This is a genomic window from Marivita sp. (genome assembly GCF_022763305.1).
In the GTDB taxonomy this organism is placed as follows: Bacteria; Pseudomonadota; Alphaproteobacteria; order Rhodobacterales; family Rhodobacteraceae; genus Marivita.
Map to the genome: position 1 here is coordinate 41,417 of NZ_JALEGT010000041.1, position 17,420 is coordinate 58,836.

Here is a 17,420-nt window from a genome sequence, read left to right on the forward strand (position 1 = left end):
CCCTTCATGTGGTCGCGCCTGATTATAGAAGACCGACGAGAAAGAAAAGTCACTTATACTGACCTATTTTCCGGAAATTCTGGAAGCGGCCCCAAAAAACGTGCTGCAACGCAGCTATTTTAGGTCCGATCCGGACCCAAATTAACCCTTCCCCATGGTTTTTAAGGGTTTATACCCAAGGCACCTTTGACATTCGGACGGCGCACCATGGCCCTGACTCATCTGCTGATCCTCGCCTTGATTCAGGGCGTTACCGAGTTTCTGCCGATTTCCTCGTCCGGGCACCTGATTCTCCTGCCGAATCTGACCGGCATGGCGGATCAGGGACAGGCGCTGGATGTGGCCGTGCATGTGGGCACGCTGCTCGCCGTGATCCTCTATTTCTGGTCCGACGTGAAAGGTGTAACCGCCGGCATCGGGCGGCTGGCGCGGGGCCGCATCGACACCCAGGGCGCATTCTGGGCGCTCTGCCTAATCATCGCCACGATCCCCGTGGTGCTTGTGGGACTTGCGCTCAAACTGTCAGGGCTGAACGATCTGCTCCGCTCCACCGCCGTGATCGGCTGGACCATGCTGCTCTTCGGCCTCGTGCTCTACTGGGCCGACCAGACCGGACCGACAACCAAACGCGCAGAGAACTGGAGCCTGAAAGACGCCACCATCATGGGTCTCTGGCAGGCGCTGGCCCTGATCCCCGGCACGTCGCGATCCGGCATCACCATCACCGCCGGGCGGCAACTGGGCTATGACCGCGAAAGCGCGGCACGCCTGTCCATGCTGATGTCGATCCCGACGATCCTCGCCTCGGGCGCCTTGCTCAGCATCGAAGTGGCGCAAGAGGCGGATATGAGTATTGTCCGCGACGCCGGGATCGCGGCGGTCTTTGCCTTCCTCGCCGCACTTGCCGCACTGAAACTGATGTTCAAGCTGCTGCAATCGGTCAGTTTCACGCCGTATGTGATCTACCGCGTGATCCTCGGCGTGATCCTTCTGGTCATCGCCTACACCTGACCACAGGCGCCCGCTTTCGGTCGACCGAAAGCCACGATGCGTCGTCGCATCGTTCCTCACTCCCGATGATAGGGCGTCCCCGCGATGATCGACGCCGCCCGATAAAGCTGCTCTGCAATCATCACCCGCACCAGCTTGTGCGGCCAGACCATCTTTCCGAAGGACAGCAGCATATCCGCCTCGGCCCTGAGCGAAGGGTCGATCCCGTCCGCCCCGCCAATGACGAAACAGACATCCGACCGCCCCTGATCGGCCCAGCCCTGCAGCTTTTTTGCAAAGTCAGGCGAGGACATCAGCACGCCCCGCTCATCCAGACAGACCAGAAGAGACCCGGCAGGGATTGCGGCCCGCAGCAATGCCGCCTCCGCCGCCATCCCGCCGTTCTTCTTGTCCTCGACCTCAACCTCGCCCTCGAAGCGCCAGCCAAGACCGCGCCCGGTCTGGCCAAAGCGCGACAGGTAGTCATCGGTCAGCGCGCGTTCTTCCGAGCGGCCCGCAAGCCGCCCCACGGCGCGCAGATGCACCCGCATCCTAGTTGGTCAGGGCTGTCCCTGCCGGGAGCCACATTTTTTCCAACTGGTAAAATTCCCGGACTTCGGGCCGGAAAATGTGCACGATCACGTCGCCCGTGTCGATCAACACCCAATCGCCGGTTTCCTTGCCCTCGACCTTGGACAGGATACCGTGATCCGACTTGAGCTTCTCGACCACCTTTTCGGCCAGAGCCGACACCTGGCGCGTCGACCGCCCCGAGCACACGACCATGTAATCGCCAATGGACGATTTTCCGCGCAGGTCGATCTGCACGATGTCCTCGGCTTTGTTTTCGTCAAGTTCCGCAAGAATCGCCGCGAGCGTCGCGTCGCTGGCTGATCCGGTTCCGGGTGTGCCGGTCATCGGCAGACCCCCGTCAGTGGCACGTGCCACATCCGTTTGAAAAGACAGGACATCGTCCTCCTAAGTGTAAACGCCGTTCCGCCCCGGCGCTGGGTAGCACAAAAATAGCATTGCCACGCCGAATTCTCAATGACCCCAACGAAAATTGGCAATCATGCGCCATAAGGCACCCAGACGGTCTTGGTTTCGGTCGCGGCATCAAGGAACGCACGCCCTTCACCCTCGGCCCCCATCCAGTCGAGGCCGCGCCCGTTGTTGACCCATGTCCGCTTGAGATTGCCCGCCGCACCGCGTTCAATCTCGGCCGACAGGTCCGTCGAAGAGAAGGACCAGACCGCCTCCACATCCATGTGCTGCGCCAGTGTCGGCGCCAGTTCTGCGTGCCGCCCGGTGAGGATATTGACCACCCCGCCCGGCACGTCCGACGTGTCCAGCACCTGGTAGAAATCCGTCGCCGCCAATGGGAACGGCTCCGACGCCACCAGCACCACGCGGTTGCCCATGGCAATCGCCGGGGCCATCACCGTCACGAGTCCCAGAAGCGGGTGATCGTCCGGGCAGAATGCCCCGATCACGCCACAGGGTTCGCGCATGGCAAGCGCCACTCCCCGCAACGGCACCTGCGCCACGCGCCCGTCGAACTTGTCGGCCCAGGCGGCGTAGGTGAAAAGCCGGTTCACCGCGACATCCACCTCTTTCGCGCCGGTCTTGGCACCCGTCATCTGGTTGACCCGTGTGGCGAACTCGTCTTTCCGCGCCGCGAGGTTTTCCGCGATGTAATAGAGGATCTGCGCCCGCAGATGCGTCGTGGTCCCGGCCCAGCCAGCCGCCCCGCGCGCCGCCTCGACCGCGTTGCGCACATCCTTGCGGTTCGCCAGAGGTGCCTGCCCAATCAGCTTGCCCGCCTTGGTGTAGACCTCATAGGCGTAGCCCCCATCGGGCCGCGCCTGCTTGCCCCCGACATAGAGCTTGGCCGTCCGGTCCACCGCCTGCGGCTCCGCATCCGGCCCGCTGCTGAAGCCTGCGATCTTGCCCAGTGCCTTCCCGGTGCCCGCCGGCTTGGTGTAGGCGATCATCCCTTCCGGCCCGCCCTCGCGCCCGAACCCGCTTTCACGGATGCCTCCGAACGGTGCCGCAGCGTCGAACATGTTCGTCCCATTGATCCAGACCACTCCCGCCGCCAGCTTGGGCGCAATGTCCAAAGCGACATTGATGTTCTCGCTCCACAGCGTCGCCGCCAGCCCGTAGCGCGTGTTGTTCGCCAGATCGACCGCTTCGGACGGCGTGCGGAACGTGGTGCCCACCAGCACCGGCCCGAAGATCTCTTCCTGCATCAGCGGATCGGCGGTGCTCAGCCCGGTGATAAGCGTCGGCGGATAGAAACATCCGCTCTCCGGCATCTCGCAATTCGCGCGATGGGTCTCACCGGCTGTGTTGCTGTCCACCAAACGTGTGATCGTCTCCAACTGCTTGGGATCGACAATCGCCCCCACGTCAATCGACTTGTCCAGGGGTGAGCCGACCCGCAGCTTGTCCATCCGCGCCTTCAGCTTGGCATAGAAACGATCCGCGACACCTTCCTGTACCAGAAGGCGCGATCCTGCACAGCAGACCTGCCCCTGATTGAACCAGATCGCATCGACGAGGCCCTCAACCGCAGAATCCAGATCCGCGTCCTCGAACACGATGTACGGCGACTTGCCGCCCAACTCCAAGGTCAGCGCCTTGCCCGATCCGGCCGTCACCTCGCGGATACGCCGCCCGACGGCGGTCGATCCGGTAAACGCCACCTTGTCCACATCCGGATGCGTGACGATCATCTCGCCAACCGCCCCGTCACCAGTGACGATGTTCACAACACCTTTCGGCAAACCGGCCTGACGGCAGATATCCGCGAACAATAGCGCGGTCAGCGACGTATATTCCGCAGGCTTGAGAACAACCGTGTTCCCCGCCGCCAGCGCAGGCGCGACCTTCCACGCCAACATCAGCAGCGGAAAGTTCCACGGGATCACCTGACCACAGACGCCATGCGCCTCGCGCCCGGCAAATTCGCTGTCGAAGAGCTGCGCCTGACCGGCGTGATAGTAGAAATGCCGCTGCGCCAAAGGCACGTCGATGTCCCGGCTCTCGCGGATCGGCTTGCCGTTGTCCAATGTCTCCAGCACCGCAAACAGCCGCGCATGTTTCTGCATCAGCCGCGCCAGCGCATAAAGATACCGCGCCCGCCCCGCGCCGCCCAGCCTGGCCCAAGCCTTCTGCGCCTTGCGGGCCGCTGCCACAGCCGCATCCACATCCGCCTGCGTGCCCTGCGTCAGATGCGCCAGCACCTCGCCATTTGCCGGGTTGCGGCTCTCGAACACCTGACCGGGGTCTGTCATCGCGCCATTGATGAAATGCCCGAACCGATCCCCCTGATCGACCAGCCAGGCCAGCGCATCCCCCGCCGATTCCGGTGCGGTTCCGTAGTCCATACTCTCGAAAATTTCTTGTACGGTCATTGGAAGGTGCCTTTCAAAAGCAGGAAAACAACATAGCCCAGCCAAAGGAGCGCAACTGCACGGATGATCCATTCCACCCGGCGGGTCCGGTCGTGCAATCGCGCAAAGCCTTGCAATCCTTCGGGCGGATCGGCCGGTGGTTCAAAGGCCGGTTCCGGCCCGAGCATCCGCTGCATCAACGTCGGCAGGTCACGCGCCGCCCGTTTCAGCTTGCGACGCCGCCAGTTCTGCGCGCCGATCCACATGAGCGCGGACAGGCTGAGCAGCATGATCATCGGATTGCCCCGCATGACCTTTACCCCGCCGCATGGCGCCACGATGCCGAATAGGCCCCGGTGACGTGATGCTCCAACTGCCGCTCGATATCGCCCAGAAGAGACGACGCGCCAAAGCGGAACAGATCGTTCTGCACCCAGCGGTCGCCCAGCTCTTCCTTCATCAGCGCAAGGTACACCAGCGCATCCTTGGCCTTGGAGATCCCGCCCGCGGGCTTGTAGCCGACGCGATAGCCGGTTTCCTCGAAATAATCCCGGATCGCCCGGATCATCACCAGCGACACCGGCAGCGTGGCGTTCACGCTTTCCTTGCCGGTCGAGGTCTTGATGAAATCCGCCCCGGCCATCATGCAGACCAGCGAGGCGCGCGCGACGTTCTGCAACGTACCCAACTCGCCCGTGGCCAGAATGGCCTTCACATGCGCCTCACCACAGGCGGCGCGGAAGGCCCGCATCTCGTCATAAAGCGCCTGCCAATTGCCCGTCAGCACATGCCGACGCGAGATCACGATGTCGATCTCGGCAGCGCCCGCTTTGACACTTTCCTCGATCTCCGCCACCCGCAGGTTAAACGGCGACAAACCGGCGGGAAACCCTGTACTGACCGCCGCCACTGGAATCCCCGTACCTGCCAGCGAGTCCACTGCCGCCTCGACCATGTCATGATAGACGCAGACCGCACCGACCTTCAGCCCGTCTATGCCCAGCGCCGCCAGCAGATCCGCCCGCACCGGCTGCCGCGCCTTGGCACAGAGCCGCGCCACGCGCCCGACGGTATCATCCCCGGCCAATGTCGTGAGGTCGATACAGGTGATCGCCCGGCAGAGCCACGCCGCCTGATAGTCCTTCTTCACCGACCGCCGCCCCGGCAGCGTCGCCGCCCGCCGCTCGATCGCCGATCGGTTCGCAGTCGCGCGCATCACCCAGTCCAGATCCAACGCCATCCCCGGATTGCGCGGCTCAAGCGTCTGCGGCAGGTGCACCGTCTCACGTGTCGTCGTCTGCATGGATCACTCACTCCTTGAGCAATGATGCTGACACGGCCACACGGCGCACACAAGACACGACGCCGCGTAGCGCACCCCTACCGGATCAGGTTCGAGAACCACCTCTTCAGCGCATTCTTCTGCGGACGAAGGATCGGCAGGTGCAGGATGCGCGGTTTCGGCTGATCCGACCAGATCAACTCCGACGCTTCGAAGATCCGCTTGTTGTATTGCGGCGGGAACACGTAGAACCGCAGGTCCGAGGTCCACAACGTCTCGCGGAAGGTCGGCTGGTCGATCTTGAACCCCGCCGCATCATAGGCCGCCTGCCAGTCATCGAAGAACGCATCCGTCGCCGCGTTCCTGCGATACAAGAGCACCCCGCAATTGATCTCGGGAAAGGTCTCCGGCACCTCGGCCTGCCACTTCCGCTTGTGCCGGGGCCGGTGCCACAGCATCACATGTGCCCCGCACAGATCGAACTTCTGCAACAGATCGAAAAGCGACGACAGATCCGCCCGGATCATCGTGTCATTGTCGAGGTACAAAGTCTCGTCAAACGGGCTGAACTTCAGCGCCCCCACCTTGGGCCGGGTCATGTCTGCCGGAATGACGAAGCTCTGGTCGAACCCGCTGGTGTCATCGTCCGCCGCACACCAGATCGCCGTCTGCAGACCAGGGTTGAACCGCTTGACCGACGCCGCAGACCGCCGCGCTACATCCACATGCGCCTTGCCCCAGGCCACGTACATGACCCCGCGCCCCGCGCGCTCCGCCTGCATCATCCGATCTCCCGTCACGTCCGACAGGACTAGATCGGCATCCGGCCCAAGTAAATCCATCGCGGTGGTTTTTCGCTTGACCACGCCCGAACTTGCAGGGATTCCACACAATCATGACTCACACCGCCCTCACCGACATGCAGTCCCGTTCCGAGGGTTTCCTGTCAGACCTCCGCATTGAGGACAGCCGCATCCCGGACGCCGTTCTGGTGAGCGCGACCTATCACCCCGCCGCCTTCCGCCAGCCGCTCTTCGATGCGCTGAACATCCCCTGCCCCGAACGCCTTCTTGGGGCCGTGGACAAGCGGCGCGCGGAATATCTGGCAGGCCGGACGATGGCGCGTGTGGCGATGCGGCTGCTCGACCATCCACCCACAAGTGTCACCACGCAGCCTGGCCGTGCCCCCCATTGGCCCGACGGGTTGTCGGGATCGATCAGCCATGCCCGGGGGCGGACGGCCTGTCTGCTCTCGCGCGATACGGACCAGGGGTTCGGCGTCGACACCGAGGCCGTCGCCTCTGGCCGGTCGCTTAATGCGATCCTTGCCGAGACCCTCAATTCCACCGAGCGTGACAGGATCGCCCACGGCACGTTCGCGCCGGCGACCAACGCCACCCTCGCCTTTTCCGCGAAAGAGGCGCTGTTCAAGGCGCTCTACCCCCAGGTCGGCCGCCATTTCGGCTTCGATGCCGCCGAGCTGATCGCGGCACCGGAACGGGATCACCTTATCCTGTCGCTGACAACCGACCTCACGACCGAGCTGACCAAGGGTCGATGCTTCGACATTCACCACAGGCTCTCCGGCACCCATGTCCTGACATGGCTCGCCGTGCCCACCCCCTGACCTTCTCCTTTTCCCAAATACGCAAAATCCACCGGCCCCCACAGCGCGGGGCGCCTCACTGACTCGAATCACTGGAAAAAGAACAAAATAAGAACATAAAGGAGAGGTATGTTCGCAGAGCTGTCGATCACCTCCAACTTCACCTTCCTCACCGGGGCCTCCCACCCCGAGGAATACATGGAGCGTGCCGCCACGCTGGGTCTTTCCGCCATCGCCATCACCGACACCAATTCGGTCGCGGGCATCGTCCGCGCCTGGACGGAAGGGAAAACCCTCCAGCGCCTGATCCGCGAACGCACCGAGCTTGAGGCCCGCAATGGCCCCATCGGTCCGCCCGTGCCGGATCACATCGACCACCGGCGCTCACACATCCTGACCCATGTCCCCCGGCTTATCCCAGGCGCAAAGATCGTCACCGACACCGGCTTCACCGCCACGACGCTCGCCAGCACACGGCAAGGCTGGGCGCAGCTTTGCCGCCTCATCACCACCGGCCGCCGCCGCGCGCCCAAGGGCGAATGTCACCTGACACTCGACGATCTGGTGCGCTGCACCGACGGCCTCATCTGGCTCCTGCACCCGCCAACACAGGCGCTGACGGCCACGGGCGGCGCGGGCGACTGGTACTCACAGGCGGAACGGCTGTCGCGCCGCTTTCCCGGACAGACCCATCTCCTGCTCAGCCCGCTCTATGACGGGCAGGACAGCCCCCGCTTCGACCGCATCGCAGCACTGGCACACCGCCTGAACCTGCCAACCATCGCATCCGCCACTCCGATCATGCATCACGGCCGCCGTCGCAAGCTCGCCGATGTGGTCACCGCCATCCGCCAGGGCTGCCGCGTGGACGAGCTGGGCACCAAGGCGCTCGCCAATGGCGAACAACGCCTGCGCTCCGAGGCAGAAATGCGCCGCATCCTCGGCCCCCATGCCGATGCGGTGGACCGCGCCGCAGAACTGGCCAACGCCTGCACATTCGACCTCGGCCAATTGCGCTACGAATACCCCAGCGAAATCACCGGGTCAGAGACCGCCGCCCAGCGCCTGTCCCGCCTCGCCCATGAGGGGCTGAAATGGCGCTACCCGCATGGCGCGCCCGACAAGGTGAAAAAGCTGCTTGCGCATGAACTGACCCTGATCGGCAAGCTGAAATACGAGCCCTATTTCCTCACCGTGCGCGACATCGTCGCCTTCGCCCGCGAACGTGGCATCCTCTGTCAGGGGCGTGGGTCCGCCGCCAACTCGGTGGTCTGCTACTGCCTCGGCGTGACCTCGGTCTCTCCCGAAATCGGCACGATGGTGTTTGAACGCTTCGTCTCCGAGGCCCGCGATGAACCGCCCGACATCGACGTCGATTTCGAACATGAACGCCGCGAAGAGGTGATCCAGCACATCTACGACCGCTACGGTCGCCACCGCGCCGGCCTCTGCGCCACCGTGATCCACTACCGCGGCAAACGCGCCATCCGCGAGGTGGGGGCAGCCATGGGCCTCAGCCAAGACACCATCGGCGCGCTCTCCTCGCAGCTCTGGGGCTTCTTCTCGACCAACGGGCTTGAAGAGCACCGCATGCGCGAAATCGGCCTCGACCCGACCGATCACCGCCTGCGCCTGACGATGGAGCTGATCTTCGAAATCATCGGCTTCCCCCGCCACCTCTCCCAGCATGTCGGCGGCTTCATCATTACCGAAGGACGGCTTGACGAACTCGTGCCCATCGAAAACGCCACGATGGAGGACCGCACCGTCATCTGCTGGGACAAGGACGACATCGACGCGCTCGGCATCCTCAAGGTCGATGTTCTGGCGCTCGGGATGCTCTCCTGCATCCGCAAGGCGTTCGATCTCATGACCCTGCATCACGGCCAAAACTACAACCTCGCCACGCTCCCTCCCGAAGACCCGGCGGTCTATGACATGCTCTGCAAGGCCGACAGCGTCGGTGTCTTTCAGGTCGAATCCCGCGCGCAGATGAACTTTCTGCCGCGCATGAAACCGCGCACCTTCTACGATCTGGTGATCGAGGTCGCCATCATCCGCCCCGGCCCCATTCAGGGCGACATGGTCCACCCCTACATCCGTCGCCGCAACGGCGAAGAAGAGGTCAGCTTTCCCTCCGACGAGTTGGGCGCGGTGCTGGGCAAAACCCTTGGCGTGCCGCTCTTTCAGGAACAGGCGATGCAGATCGCCATCGTCGGCGCGGGCTTCACCCCCGAACAGGCCGACCGCCTGCGCCGGTCGCTTGCCACGTTCAAGAAGCACGGCAATGTTTCCGAATTCCGCACCCTCTTCATGCGCGGCATGCGCAACAAGGGCTATGACGACGATTTCGCCGAACGCTGTTTCTCGCAGATCGAAGGCTTCGGCTCCTACGGCTTCCCCGAAAGCCACGCGGCGAGCTTTGCCCTGCTGGTCTATGCCTCCGCCTGGATCAAACACCACCACCCCGGCATCTTCGCCTGTGCGCTCTTGAACTCGCAACCGATGGGCTTCTACGCCCCCGCCCAGATCGTCCGCGACGCCCGCGAACACGGTGTGACCGTTCTGCCCGTCTGCATCAACGCCAGCTTCTGGGACAACGTGATGGAACCCGACGCCAAAGGCGGCCTCGCCCTGCGGCTGGGCTTCCGACAGATCAAGGGCCTGAACGAGGAAGACGCCGCCTGGATCGCCGCCGGGCGCGGCAATGGTTACCAAAGCGTGAATGACCTCTGGCGTCGCGCCGGGCTGGACCCCGCCACCATCGCCCGTCTGGCCGAGGCCGACACCTTCCGCGAGATCGGCCTCACCCGCAGGCAAGCCCTGTGGGAGGCCAAGGCGCTGACCACCCGCAAGACCCTGCCGCTGTTCGATGGCGATCTTGACGGGGAGGCGATCATGGAACCCGCCGCCCACCTGCCGCAGATGACCGAAGGCGAACAGGTGGTCGAAGATTACGTCGCCCTGCGCCTGACCCTGCGCCGCCACCCGGTGGCGCTGCTGCGGCACATCCTGACGCCCGATCCGTCCCGTACGGTTGAACCTTACGTTTCAACGACCAAACCGTACAAACCGCCCATGCCCCTGCCTTTCACCCGCGCGAACCCGGATTGATTGCCAAGCCGCATCAACCCCGCCATTCTCCGCTCCAAAAAGGGAACCCAGAATGATCGCCATCATTTTCGAAGTCATACCCGCAGAGGGCCAGAAAGACGCCTATCTCGACATCGCCGCCACCATGCGCCCCATAGTCGAACAGGTCGAGGGCTTCATCTCGGTCGAACGCTTCCAGAGCCTGACCAACCCCGACAAGCTTCTGTCGATCAGCTTTTTCGAGGACGAAGACGCCGTCCACCGCTGGCGTCAACTGGCCGCGCACCGGAACGCGCAATCCAAAGGGCGCAATGGCGTCTTTTCGGACTACCGCCTGCGCGTCTGCCACGTGATGCGCGACTACGGCATGTTCGACAGGGATCAAGCCCCCGAGGACAGCGTCAAGGCACATGGCTGACGGCGTCTTCTTTTTGCAAATATGCAAATGCAACTTTGCAAACCGCACCGCACCCAAAAAACGCGTCACACCCCCAAAGGCCCGAGGCCGCAGGCCGAGACAAAAAGAATGGGCGCCCGAAGGCGCCCATGCAATTCGAATAACCGGTAAACTCAGATCCCGACGTCGATCATCGCTTTTGCAAGGATCGGCACCGACTCCTTGTTGAGACCGGCGATGTTCAGACGGGAATCCCCGACCAGATAAATCGCGTGCTCCTCGCGCAGACGCTCCACCTGTTCGGGTGTCGCGCCAAGCCGCGAGAACATGCCGCGGTGCTGGGCGATAAAACCGAACCGGTCAGACCCGGACAGACGCTGCAGTTCCGCTGCCAGTTGTTCGCGCAGCCCCAGCATGCCGTTCCGCATCTCTTCCAGTTCTGCCGCCCATTCCGCGCGCAGCGCGTCGTCGGTCAGCACCATCGTCACCAACCGCGCGCCGTGATCCGGCGGGAAAGAATAGTTCTGACGGTTCAGATAGGCGAGGTTGCCCTGATTCACCTTGTGTGCCCCCGCATCCTGAGACACCGCCATCAGCAAACCCGTCCGTTCGCGGTAGATGCCGAAGTTCTTGGAACAGCTTGCCGCGATGATGGTCTCGGGCACAGACGAGGCAATCAGGCGGGTCGCCGCCGCGTCTTCCTCGAGCCCGTCGCCGAACCCCTGATAGGCGATGTCGACCATCGGCGTCGCGCCCGTCTTGATCAGGAGATCAACCAGCGCCTTCCATTCAGACATGTTGAGGTTCGCACCGGTCGGGTTGTGACAGCAGCCATGCACCAGCACGACATCCCCCGGCGCGGCCTGCGCCAGGTCTTCCATCATGCCGTTGAAATCGACACCCCGGCTGTCCTCGTCGAAATAGCGGTAGGGCACCATCGTCATGCCCATATGCTTGAGGATCGACAGGTGGTTCGGCCAGGTCGGATCGCTGACGAACACCTTGGCATTCGGGTTGGCCAGACGCACGAGGTCAAAACCCTGACGCACGGCACCGGTACCACCGGGTGTCGCCACTGCGGCCACGTTCGCACGCGGCACGGCATCGCCAAGCACCATCGCGATCATCGCATCGGCAAAGGCCGGATCACCCGCAAGACCGGTATAGGCCTTGGTGGTCTCTGCCTCCCAAAGCTGCTGCTCGGCGTTCTTGATCGCGCGCATGATCGGCGTGTTGCCGGACGCGTCCTTGTAGACACCGACGCCAAGGTCGATTTTCCCATCGCGCGGGTCCTCGCGATAGGTCTGCATCAAGGCAAGGATCTTGTCTGCCGGTTGTTCCTTGAGGGTCTCGAACATCAGTTGTCTCCAGTGGCCACGGGTACCGTGGGGAACATCCCCCATTCGGACCACGAGCCGTCGTAAAGGGAATGGTCATCTTTGCCCATGCGCGCCATCGCCAGCGACAGGATCGCCGCCGTCACGCCAGAGCCGCATGTGGTGATGGCCGGTTTCGAAAGGTCGACGCCAGCGGCCTCGAAGATCGCACGGGTCTCTTCGGGCGTCTTCATCGTCTGATCGGCATTGAGCAGGCTGGCGTAATGCACGTTCTTCGATCCGGGGATATGCCCGCCGCGCATGCCGGGGCGGGGTTCGGGCTCTTCCCCGCGGAACCGGCCGGGCGAGCGGGCGTCGATGATCTCCTGATCCCGCAGCTTGGACGCGGCAGAGACCTGCGTCACGTCCTTGACCAGGTGCGCCTGACGCCGCACCGTCATGTGCCGGTCGCGGATGATCGGAGGCATGTCTTCAAGCTCGCGGCCTTCGGCGACCCATTTCGGCAAGCCGCCATCGAGGACCGCGATGTCGTTCTGGCCCATCAGCTTGAACAGCCACCAGACCCGCGCCGCGGAGAACAGACCCGCGCCGTCATAGACCACAACCTGATGGCCATCACCCACACCCATGGCGCGCATCCGCGACATGAACTTTTCGATGGGCGGCGCCATATGCGGCAGGTCGGACCGGCTGTCAGAAATCTCGTCGATGTCAAAGAACCGGGCGCCAGGGATATGACCTGCGGCGTATTCCGCCTTGGCATCGCGGTCGCTGCCCGGCAAGTACATCGACGCATCGAGGATACGCAGATCGGGATCGCGCATATGCGAGGCAAGCCAGTCTGTCGAAACAAGCGTTCTCGGATCGTCCTGTGCCATATCTGTCGCCACATCTGATTGGGATCGGTTCTGCATAGAACCCAGACGCCCGACTCGCAAGCGATTGACCATTCACGGCACCACGATGCGTCAACGCATCGTGGCTTTCCGTCGACGGAAAGCCACCCGGCCCTAGCCTGCGGTTTTCAAAAGACGCTGCTTTTGGCGGCTCCAGTCGCGCTTGGCTTCGGATTCGCGCTTGTCGTGGTTCTTCTTGCCCTTGGCGATGCCAAGCTTCATTTTCACCATGCCCTTGTCGTTGAAATAGAGCACCAGCGGCACGATGGTCATGCCCTTGCGCTGGGTCTCGTTCCAAAGACGCGACAATTCCTTGCGTGACACCAAGAGCTTGCGGCGGCGGCGTTCCTCATGCGGGAACATCGCGCGATTGTAGGGCGCGATATACGAGTTCACCAGCCACAGCTCGCCTTCTTCGACGGCCGCGTAACATTCGGTGATGTTCGCGCTGTTCTCGCGCAGGGACTTCACTTCAGAGCCCTGCAGCACGATCCCCGCTTCGAGATCGTCCTCGATGGCATAGTCGAACCGCGCCCGACGGTTGTCGGCGATCACCTTGTAGTTCGGATTGTCCTTCGGCTTGGCCATCGCTGCGGTCTCCTTTGCCCGCGAGAGGGGTAGATATAAGATGTCACGTGACTTTTGAAACCGCTTTTGCGCGGCGATCACGGAAAAGGGCGGACCAGATGGCCCGCCCTTGTGCAGTTCAGGTTCACAAACGGATCAGGTGAACTTCTTGATCTCGCCGGACTTCAGACGCGACCAGTAGCTGTTCAACTCTCGCTTCACGATGGGCATCAGGACGTAGAGACCGATGATGTTGACCACCGCCATCGCAAAGATCGCCGCATCCGAAAAGTCGATGACGGGGCCAAGGCTGGCAGATGCGCCGATCACCACGAAGACACAGAAGATGGACTTGAAGGTCAGCTCCTGCGCCTTGCCCTCGCCAAAGAGATAGGTCCATGCCTTCAGCCCGTAGTAGGACCACGAGATCATGGTGGAGAAGGCAAAGAGGATCACCGCCAGCGCGAGGATATACTTGAAGCCCCCGATGGACGACGAGAACGCCGCCGAGGTCAGGGCCACACCGGAATTGTCCCCCACGGTCTGGATCGCGGTGCCCGTTTCGTTGAGCACGTAAAGCCCGGTGTTCGGATCCGAGATCAACTGACCGGTGATGATGATCACCAGAGCCGTCATGGTGCAGACGATGACCGTGTCGATCAGCGGTTCCAGCAGGGACACGAAGCCTTCGGTGATCGGCTCTTTCGTGCGCACCGCCGAGTGGGCAATCGCCGCAGACCCAACACCTGCCTCGTTCGAGAACGCGGCGCGCCGGAAGCCCTGGATCAGCGCGCCGACAAGCCCGCCCGCCACGCCAAGCCCGGTGAAGGCCCCGGCGAAGATCTGGCCGATGGCCCAGCCGATCTTGTCATAGTTCATCGCGATGATGATGAGTGCGGTGCCGACATAAATGATCCCCATGAAGGGCACGACCTTTTCGGTCACCCGCGCGATGGATTTCAGGCCACCCACGATCACTGCGAACACGATCGCCGCAAAGATCACACCGGTGATGAAACCGGGATAATCGCCGAACACGTTGGTCAACTGCGCGTGTGCTTGATTGGCCTGGAACATGTTGCCCCCGCCCAGCGCGCCAAGGATGCAGAAGATCGAGAACATCACCGCAAGGAATTTGCCCCCCCGCATGCCGCGTTCGGCAAAGCCCTTGGTCAGGTAGTACATCGGACCACCGGACACAGTGCCGTTCGGGTATTCGTTGCGGTATTTCACGCCCAGCGTACATTCGGTGAATTTGGACGCCATGCCCAGAAGACCGGCAAGGATCATCCAGAACGTCGCCCCCGGCCCGCCAATGCCGATGGCCACAGCGACACCCGCGATGTTGCCCAGACCCACGGTGCCCGAAAGGGCTGTGGCCAGCGCCTGAAAGTGGCTGACCTCGCCGGCATCATTGGGGTCCGAGTAATCGCCTTTGACCAGCGCGATGGCATGGCCGAAGGCGCGAAACTGGATCACGCCGAAATAGACGGTGAAGACGGTTGCGGCGATGACCAGCCAGCCGACGATCCATGGAAAGCTTGTGCCGGGAAAGTTGCTGAAGATCAGGTTGACGAACCAGCCGGTCGAACTGGCGAAGATGCTGTTGATCGTTTCGTCGATGGATTGGGCCGAGGCCGAGACGGCTGCGGACAAGGTGAAAAGGACGGCCAGAACCGCCGTTGGAAAAAGACGTGTCATCTTATGGGTTTCCTCTGCGGTTATGGAACGATGGTGCAGGGCACCGGGGCGACCTGAACCAGAGACCCGGCGACCGACCCGAACACGCGGCTCGACAGTCCGCCATCGCCATCGCGGCCGATGACCATCTGCGTGGCGCCTTCCTTCTTGGCGACCTCGCAGAGCGTCTTGGCGACGTGGCCGTATTTGATCTGGGTTTCCACCGGCACACCCGCTGCGGCGATGGTGGCCTTCAGCGGTGCCATCAGTGCTTTTTCAGCGCGTTCCAGTTCCTCGGTACGGCGCGCGTGGCGTTCTTCGATTTCTTGAGGTGTCAGAAAAGAATATGGCGACCATTCCAGCACGTGAACGATCAGGATACTGCCGCCCTGGGCCTCGGCCCGCGCGACGGCGAAATCAAGAGCGCGTTTTGCAACTTCGCTCCCGTCGTATCCCACGACGAATTTCTCAGACATGATGTCCCCCTTGTGAACTGTTCCCGGTCTCGCTGCCGGTCTTCACAAAATACCATGTTGCAGAAAGTCTATTTGCCTCTTTTCCTGCCGATCAAGACGCAAACGCCGCAAATATCTTTTACCAAACAAGCCAATTGCGCAAAAATGTCCTGCCGTGCAGATATTTTGAGCAATGCACAACCGCAGAGCGAGCACACCATCAGCCGCCATCGGGAGGCTGGTGCGCAATGCTGTCGCAGGCGACAGGAAACCTGCATCCGTGACCTATCTTATGCCACAACAGAAAAACGTGTTTCAAAGGATGGCCTCTCATGGACACACTCATCCTCTCGCGCATCCAGTTCGGTGCGAATATCTCGTTCCACATCCTGTTCCCGACCATCACGATTGCCCTCGGATGGGTGCTGCTCTTCTTCAAGCTGCGCTTTGCCCGCACCGGCGACCAGAAATGGGTCGAAGCCTACCGCTTCTGGGTCAAGGTCTTTGCGCTCAGCTTTGCGATGGGCGTGGTGTCGGGCATCACCATGTCGTTCCAGTTCGGCACCAACTGGCCGGGTTTCATGGAAAGCGTCGGAAATATCGCAGGCCCGCTTCTGGCCTATGAAGTGATGACCGCCTTCTTCCTCGAAGCCGTGTTCCTTGGGATCATGCTGTTCGGCATGTCAAAAGTGCCAAGCTGGCTGCACACGCTGTCCACCTTCCTTGTGGCGTTCGGGACCACCATGTCCGCCTTCTGGATTCTTGTCCTGAACTCGTGGATGCACACCCCCGCCGGGTTCGAGATGCGCGATGGCGTGGCGTTCGCGACCGATTGGTGGGCGATCATCTTCAACCCGTCGATGCCCTACCGCCTTGTTCACATGTTGCTCGCCTCTGGCCTGACCGTCGCGTTCCTGCTGGCCGGTCTGAGCGCGTTCCGCTGGCTGATCGGCGACCGGTCGAATGGCGTGCGCGCCACGCTGAAGACCGGGATGACCATCGGTGCGGTGCTGATCCCGCTGCAAATTCTTGCAGGCGACTTCCACGGCCTGAACACGCTGGAACATCAGCCGCAGAAGGTCGCGGCGATGGAGGGCAATTGGGAAACCGGGCCGAACGTGCCGCTGGTGCTGTTCGCCATCCCGAACGAGGAAACACGTTCCAACGATTTCGAGATCGGCATCCCGAATGGGGCGTCGCTGATCCTCAAGCACTCGCTGGACGGGATTGTTCCGGGGCTCAACGACTTTGTGGCGGAAGACGGCACCGTGATGCACCCGCCGGTGGCCCCTGTCTTCTACAGCTTCCGCATCATGGTGGCGACAGGCATGGCGATGCTGCTGCTCAGCTGGTCCGCCGTGTTCTTCATGGCCCGCAAGAAGCGCGGTGTCGAAGGCCTGCCGACACCGCTGCTCTGGGCGATGGTGCCGATGGCCTTCTCGGGCTGGGTCGCCACCCTGGCCGGGTGGTACACGACCGAGATTGGCCGCCAACCATGGCTGGTGCAAGGCGTGCTGACGACCGAAGCCGCCGTGGCCGATGTGCCTGCCCCGATGGTCGCCTCGACCCTGATCGTATACCTGGCGATCTATGCTGCGCTGCTTGCCGCTTATATCGGCGTGCTGTTCTACCTTGCCCGCAAGGCAGCCAAGGGCGAACCGCTTGGCCCTCGGGTACCGGTGTCAGGCGAAGCCCAAGTCACTGTTGCGGCGGAGTAAG

At 62.5% G+C, this 17,420-nt stretch carries 16 protein-coding genes; 5 read left to right on the top strand and 11 right to left on the bottom strand.

The features are described from left to right. Positions 1-207 precede the first annotated feature (207 nt). Entirely contained in the window at positions 208-1,011 is an 804-nt protein-coding gene (locus MRY75_RS07495; protein ID WP_292306570.1) for an undecaprenyl-diphosphate phosphatase, read from the top strand. A gap of 56 nt (positions 1,012-1,067) precedes the next feature. Here the strand turns inward: MRY75_RS07495 and rlmH are convergent, their stop codons facing one another. From rlmH to MRY75_RS07525, 6 genes are all read right to left on the bottom strand, one after another. Beyond that, complete coding sequence (gene rlmH, locus MRY75_RS07500; RefSeq protein ID WP_292306572.1) at positions 1,068-1,541, bottom strand: 23S rRNA (pseudouridine(1915)-N(3))-methyltransferase RlmH; 474 nt, start codon at positions 1,539-1,541, stop codon at positions 1,068-1,070. 1 nt (position 1,542) lies between these two features. Then, the gene (gene rsfS, locus MRY75_RS07505) at positions 1,543-1,908 is read right to left on the bottom strand and encodes a ribosome silencing factor (protein ID WP_292306573.1); all 366 of its coding nucleotides are present in this window, start codon (positions 1,906-1,908) and stop codon (positions 1,543-1,545) included. A gap of 152 nt (positions 1,909-2,060) precedes the next feature. Next, complete coding sequence (locus MRY75_RS07510; RefSeq protein ID WP_292306575.1) at positions 2,061-4,409, bottom strand: aldehyde dehydrogenase family protein; 2,349 nt, start codon at positions 4,407-4,409, stop codon at positions 2,061-2,063. Then, a complete protein-coding gene (locus MRY75_RS07515) occupies positions 4,406-4,699 on the bottom strand; it encodes a hypothetical protein (protein WP_292306576.1) in 294 nt (97 codons plus the stop codon). Before MRY75_RS07515 ends, MRY75_RS07510 begins: the two co-directional genes overlap by 4 nt. A gap of 5 nt (positions 4,700-4,704) precedes the next feature. After that, the gene (gene deoC, locus MRY75_RS07520; protein ID WP_292306578.1) at positions 4,705-5,691 is read right to left on the bottom strand and encodes a deoxyribose-phosphate aldolase; all 987 of its coding nucleotides are present in this window, start codon (positions 5,689-5,691) and stop codon (positions 4,705-4,707) included. Positions 5,692-5,768: 77 nt separating this feature from the next. Beyond that, on the bottom strand, positions 5,769-6,512 hold the full coding sequence (locus MRY75_RS07525; RefSeq protein WP_292306579.1) for a hypothetical protein: 744 nt from the start codon (positions 6,510-6,512) through the stop codon (positions 5,769-5,771). Positions 6,513-6,565: 53 nt separating this feature from the next. Between MRY75_RS07525 and MRY75_RS07530 the strand changes: the two genes are divergently transcribed. The 3 genes from MRY75_RS07530 (at position 6,566) to MRY75_RS07540 (ending at position 10,787) form a co-directional block, all read left to right on the top strand. Next, entirely contained in the window at positions 6,566-7,297 is a 732-nt protein-coding gene (locus MRY75_RS07530; protein WP_292306581.1) for a 4'-phosphopantetheinyl transferase, read from the top strand. Positions 7,298-7,405: 108 nt separating this feature from the next. Further along, a complete protein-coding gene (locus MRY75_RS07535) occupies positions 7,406-10,390 on the top strand; it encodes an error-prone DNA polymerase (protein ID WP_292306583.1) in 2,985 nt (994 codons plus the stop codon). A 52-nt stretch (positions 10,391-10,442) separates the two neighbouring features. Further along, on the top strand, positions 10,443-10,787 hold the full coding sequence (locus MRY75_RS07540) for an antibiotic biosynthesis monooxygenase (protein WP_292306585.1): 345 nt from the start codon (positions 10,443-10,445) through the stop codon (positions 10,785-10,787). Between the two features lie 152 nt (positions 10,788-10,939). Here the strand turns inward: MRY75_RS07540 and MRY75_RS07545 are convergent, their stop codons facing one another. The 5 genes from MRY75_RS07545 to MRY75_RS07565 all read right to left on the bottom strand — a co-directional run bounded on the left by MRY75_RS07545 (position 10,940) and on the right by MRY75_RS07565 (position 15,722). After that, on the bottom strand, positions 10,940-12,124 hold the full coding sequence (locus MRY75_RS07545; protein ID WP_292306586.1) for an amino acid aminotransferase: 1,185 nt from the start codon (positions 12,122-12,124) through the stop codon (positions 10,940-10,942). Beyond that, positions 12,124-12,981, bottom strand: a complete 858-nt coding sequence (gene sseA, locus MRY75_RS07550; RefSeq protein WP_292306588.1) for a 3-mercaptopyruvate sulfurtransferase — start codon at positions 12,979-12,981, stop codon at positions 12,124-12,126. Before sseA ends, MRY75_RS07545 begins: the two co-directional genes overlap by 1 nt. A gap of 132 nt (positions 12,982-13,113) precedes the next feature. Then, entirely contained in the window at positions 13,114-13,587 is a 474-nt protein-coding gene (gene smpB, locus MRY75_RS07555) for an SsrA-binding protein SmpB (RefSeq protein ID WP_292306590.1), read from the bottom strand. 135 nt (positions 13,588-13,722) lie between these two features. After that, positions 13,723-15,267: a sodium:alanine symporter family protein gene (locus tag MRY75_RS07560; protein ID WP_292306592.1), complete on the bottom strand. Its 1,545-nt coding sequence runs from the start codon at positions 15,265-15,267 to the stop codon at positions 13,723-13,725. Positions 15,268-15,287: 20 nt separating this feature from the next. After that, on the bottom strand, positions 15,288-15,722 hold the full coding sequence (locus tag MRY75_RS07565; RefSeq protein WP_292306594.1) for a universal stress protein: 435 nt from the start codon (positions 15,720-15,722) through the stop codon (positions 15,288-15,290). Positions 15,723-16,033: 311 nt separating this feature from the next. Between MRY75_RS07565 and MRY75_RS07570 the strand changes: the two genes are divergently transcribed. Beyond that, on the top strand, positions 16,034-17,419 hold the full coding sequence (locus MRY75_RS07570; RefSeq protein ID WP_292306595.1) for a cytochrome ubiquinol oxidase subunit I: 1,386 nt from the start codon (positions 16,034-16,036) through the stop codon (positions 17,417-17,419). The last annotated feature ends 1 nt before the right edge of the window (position 17,420 follow it).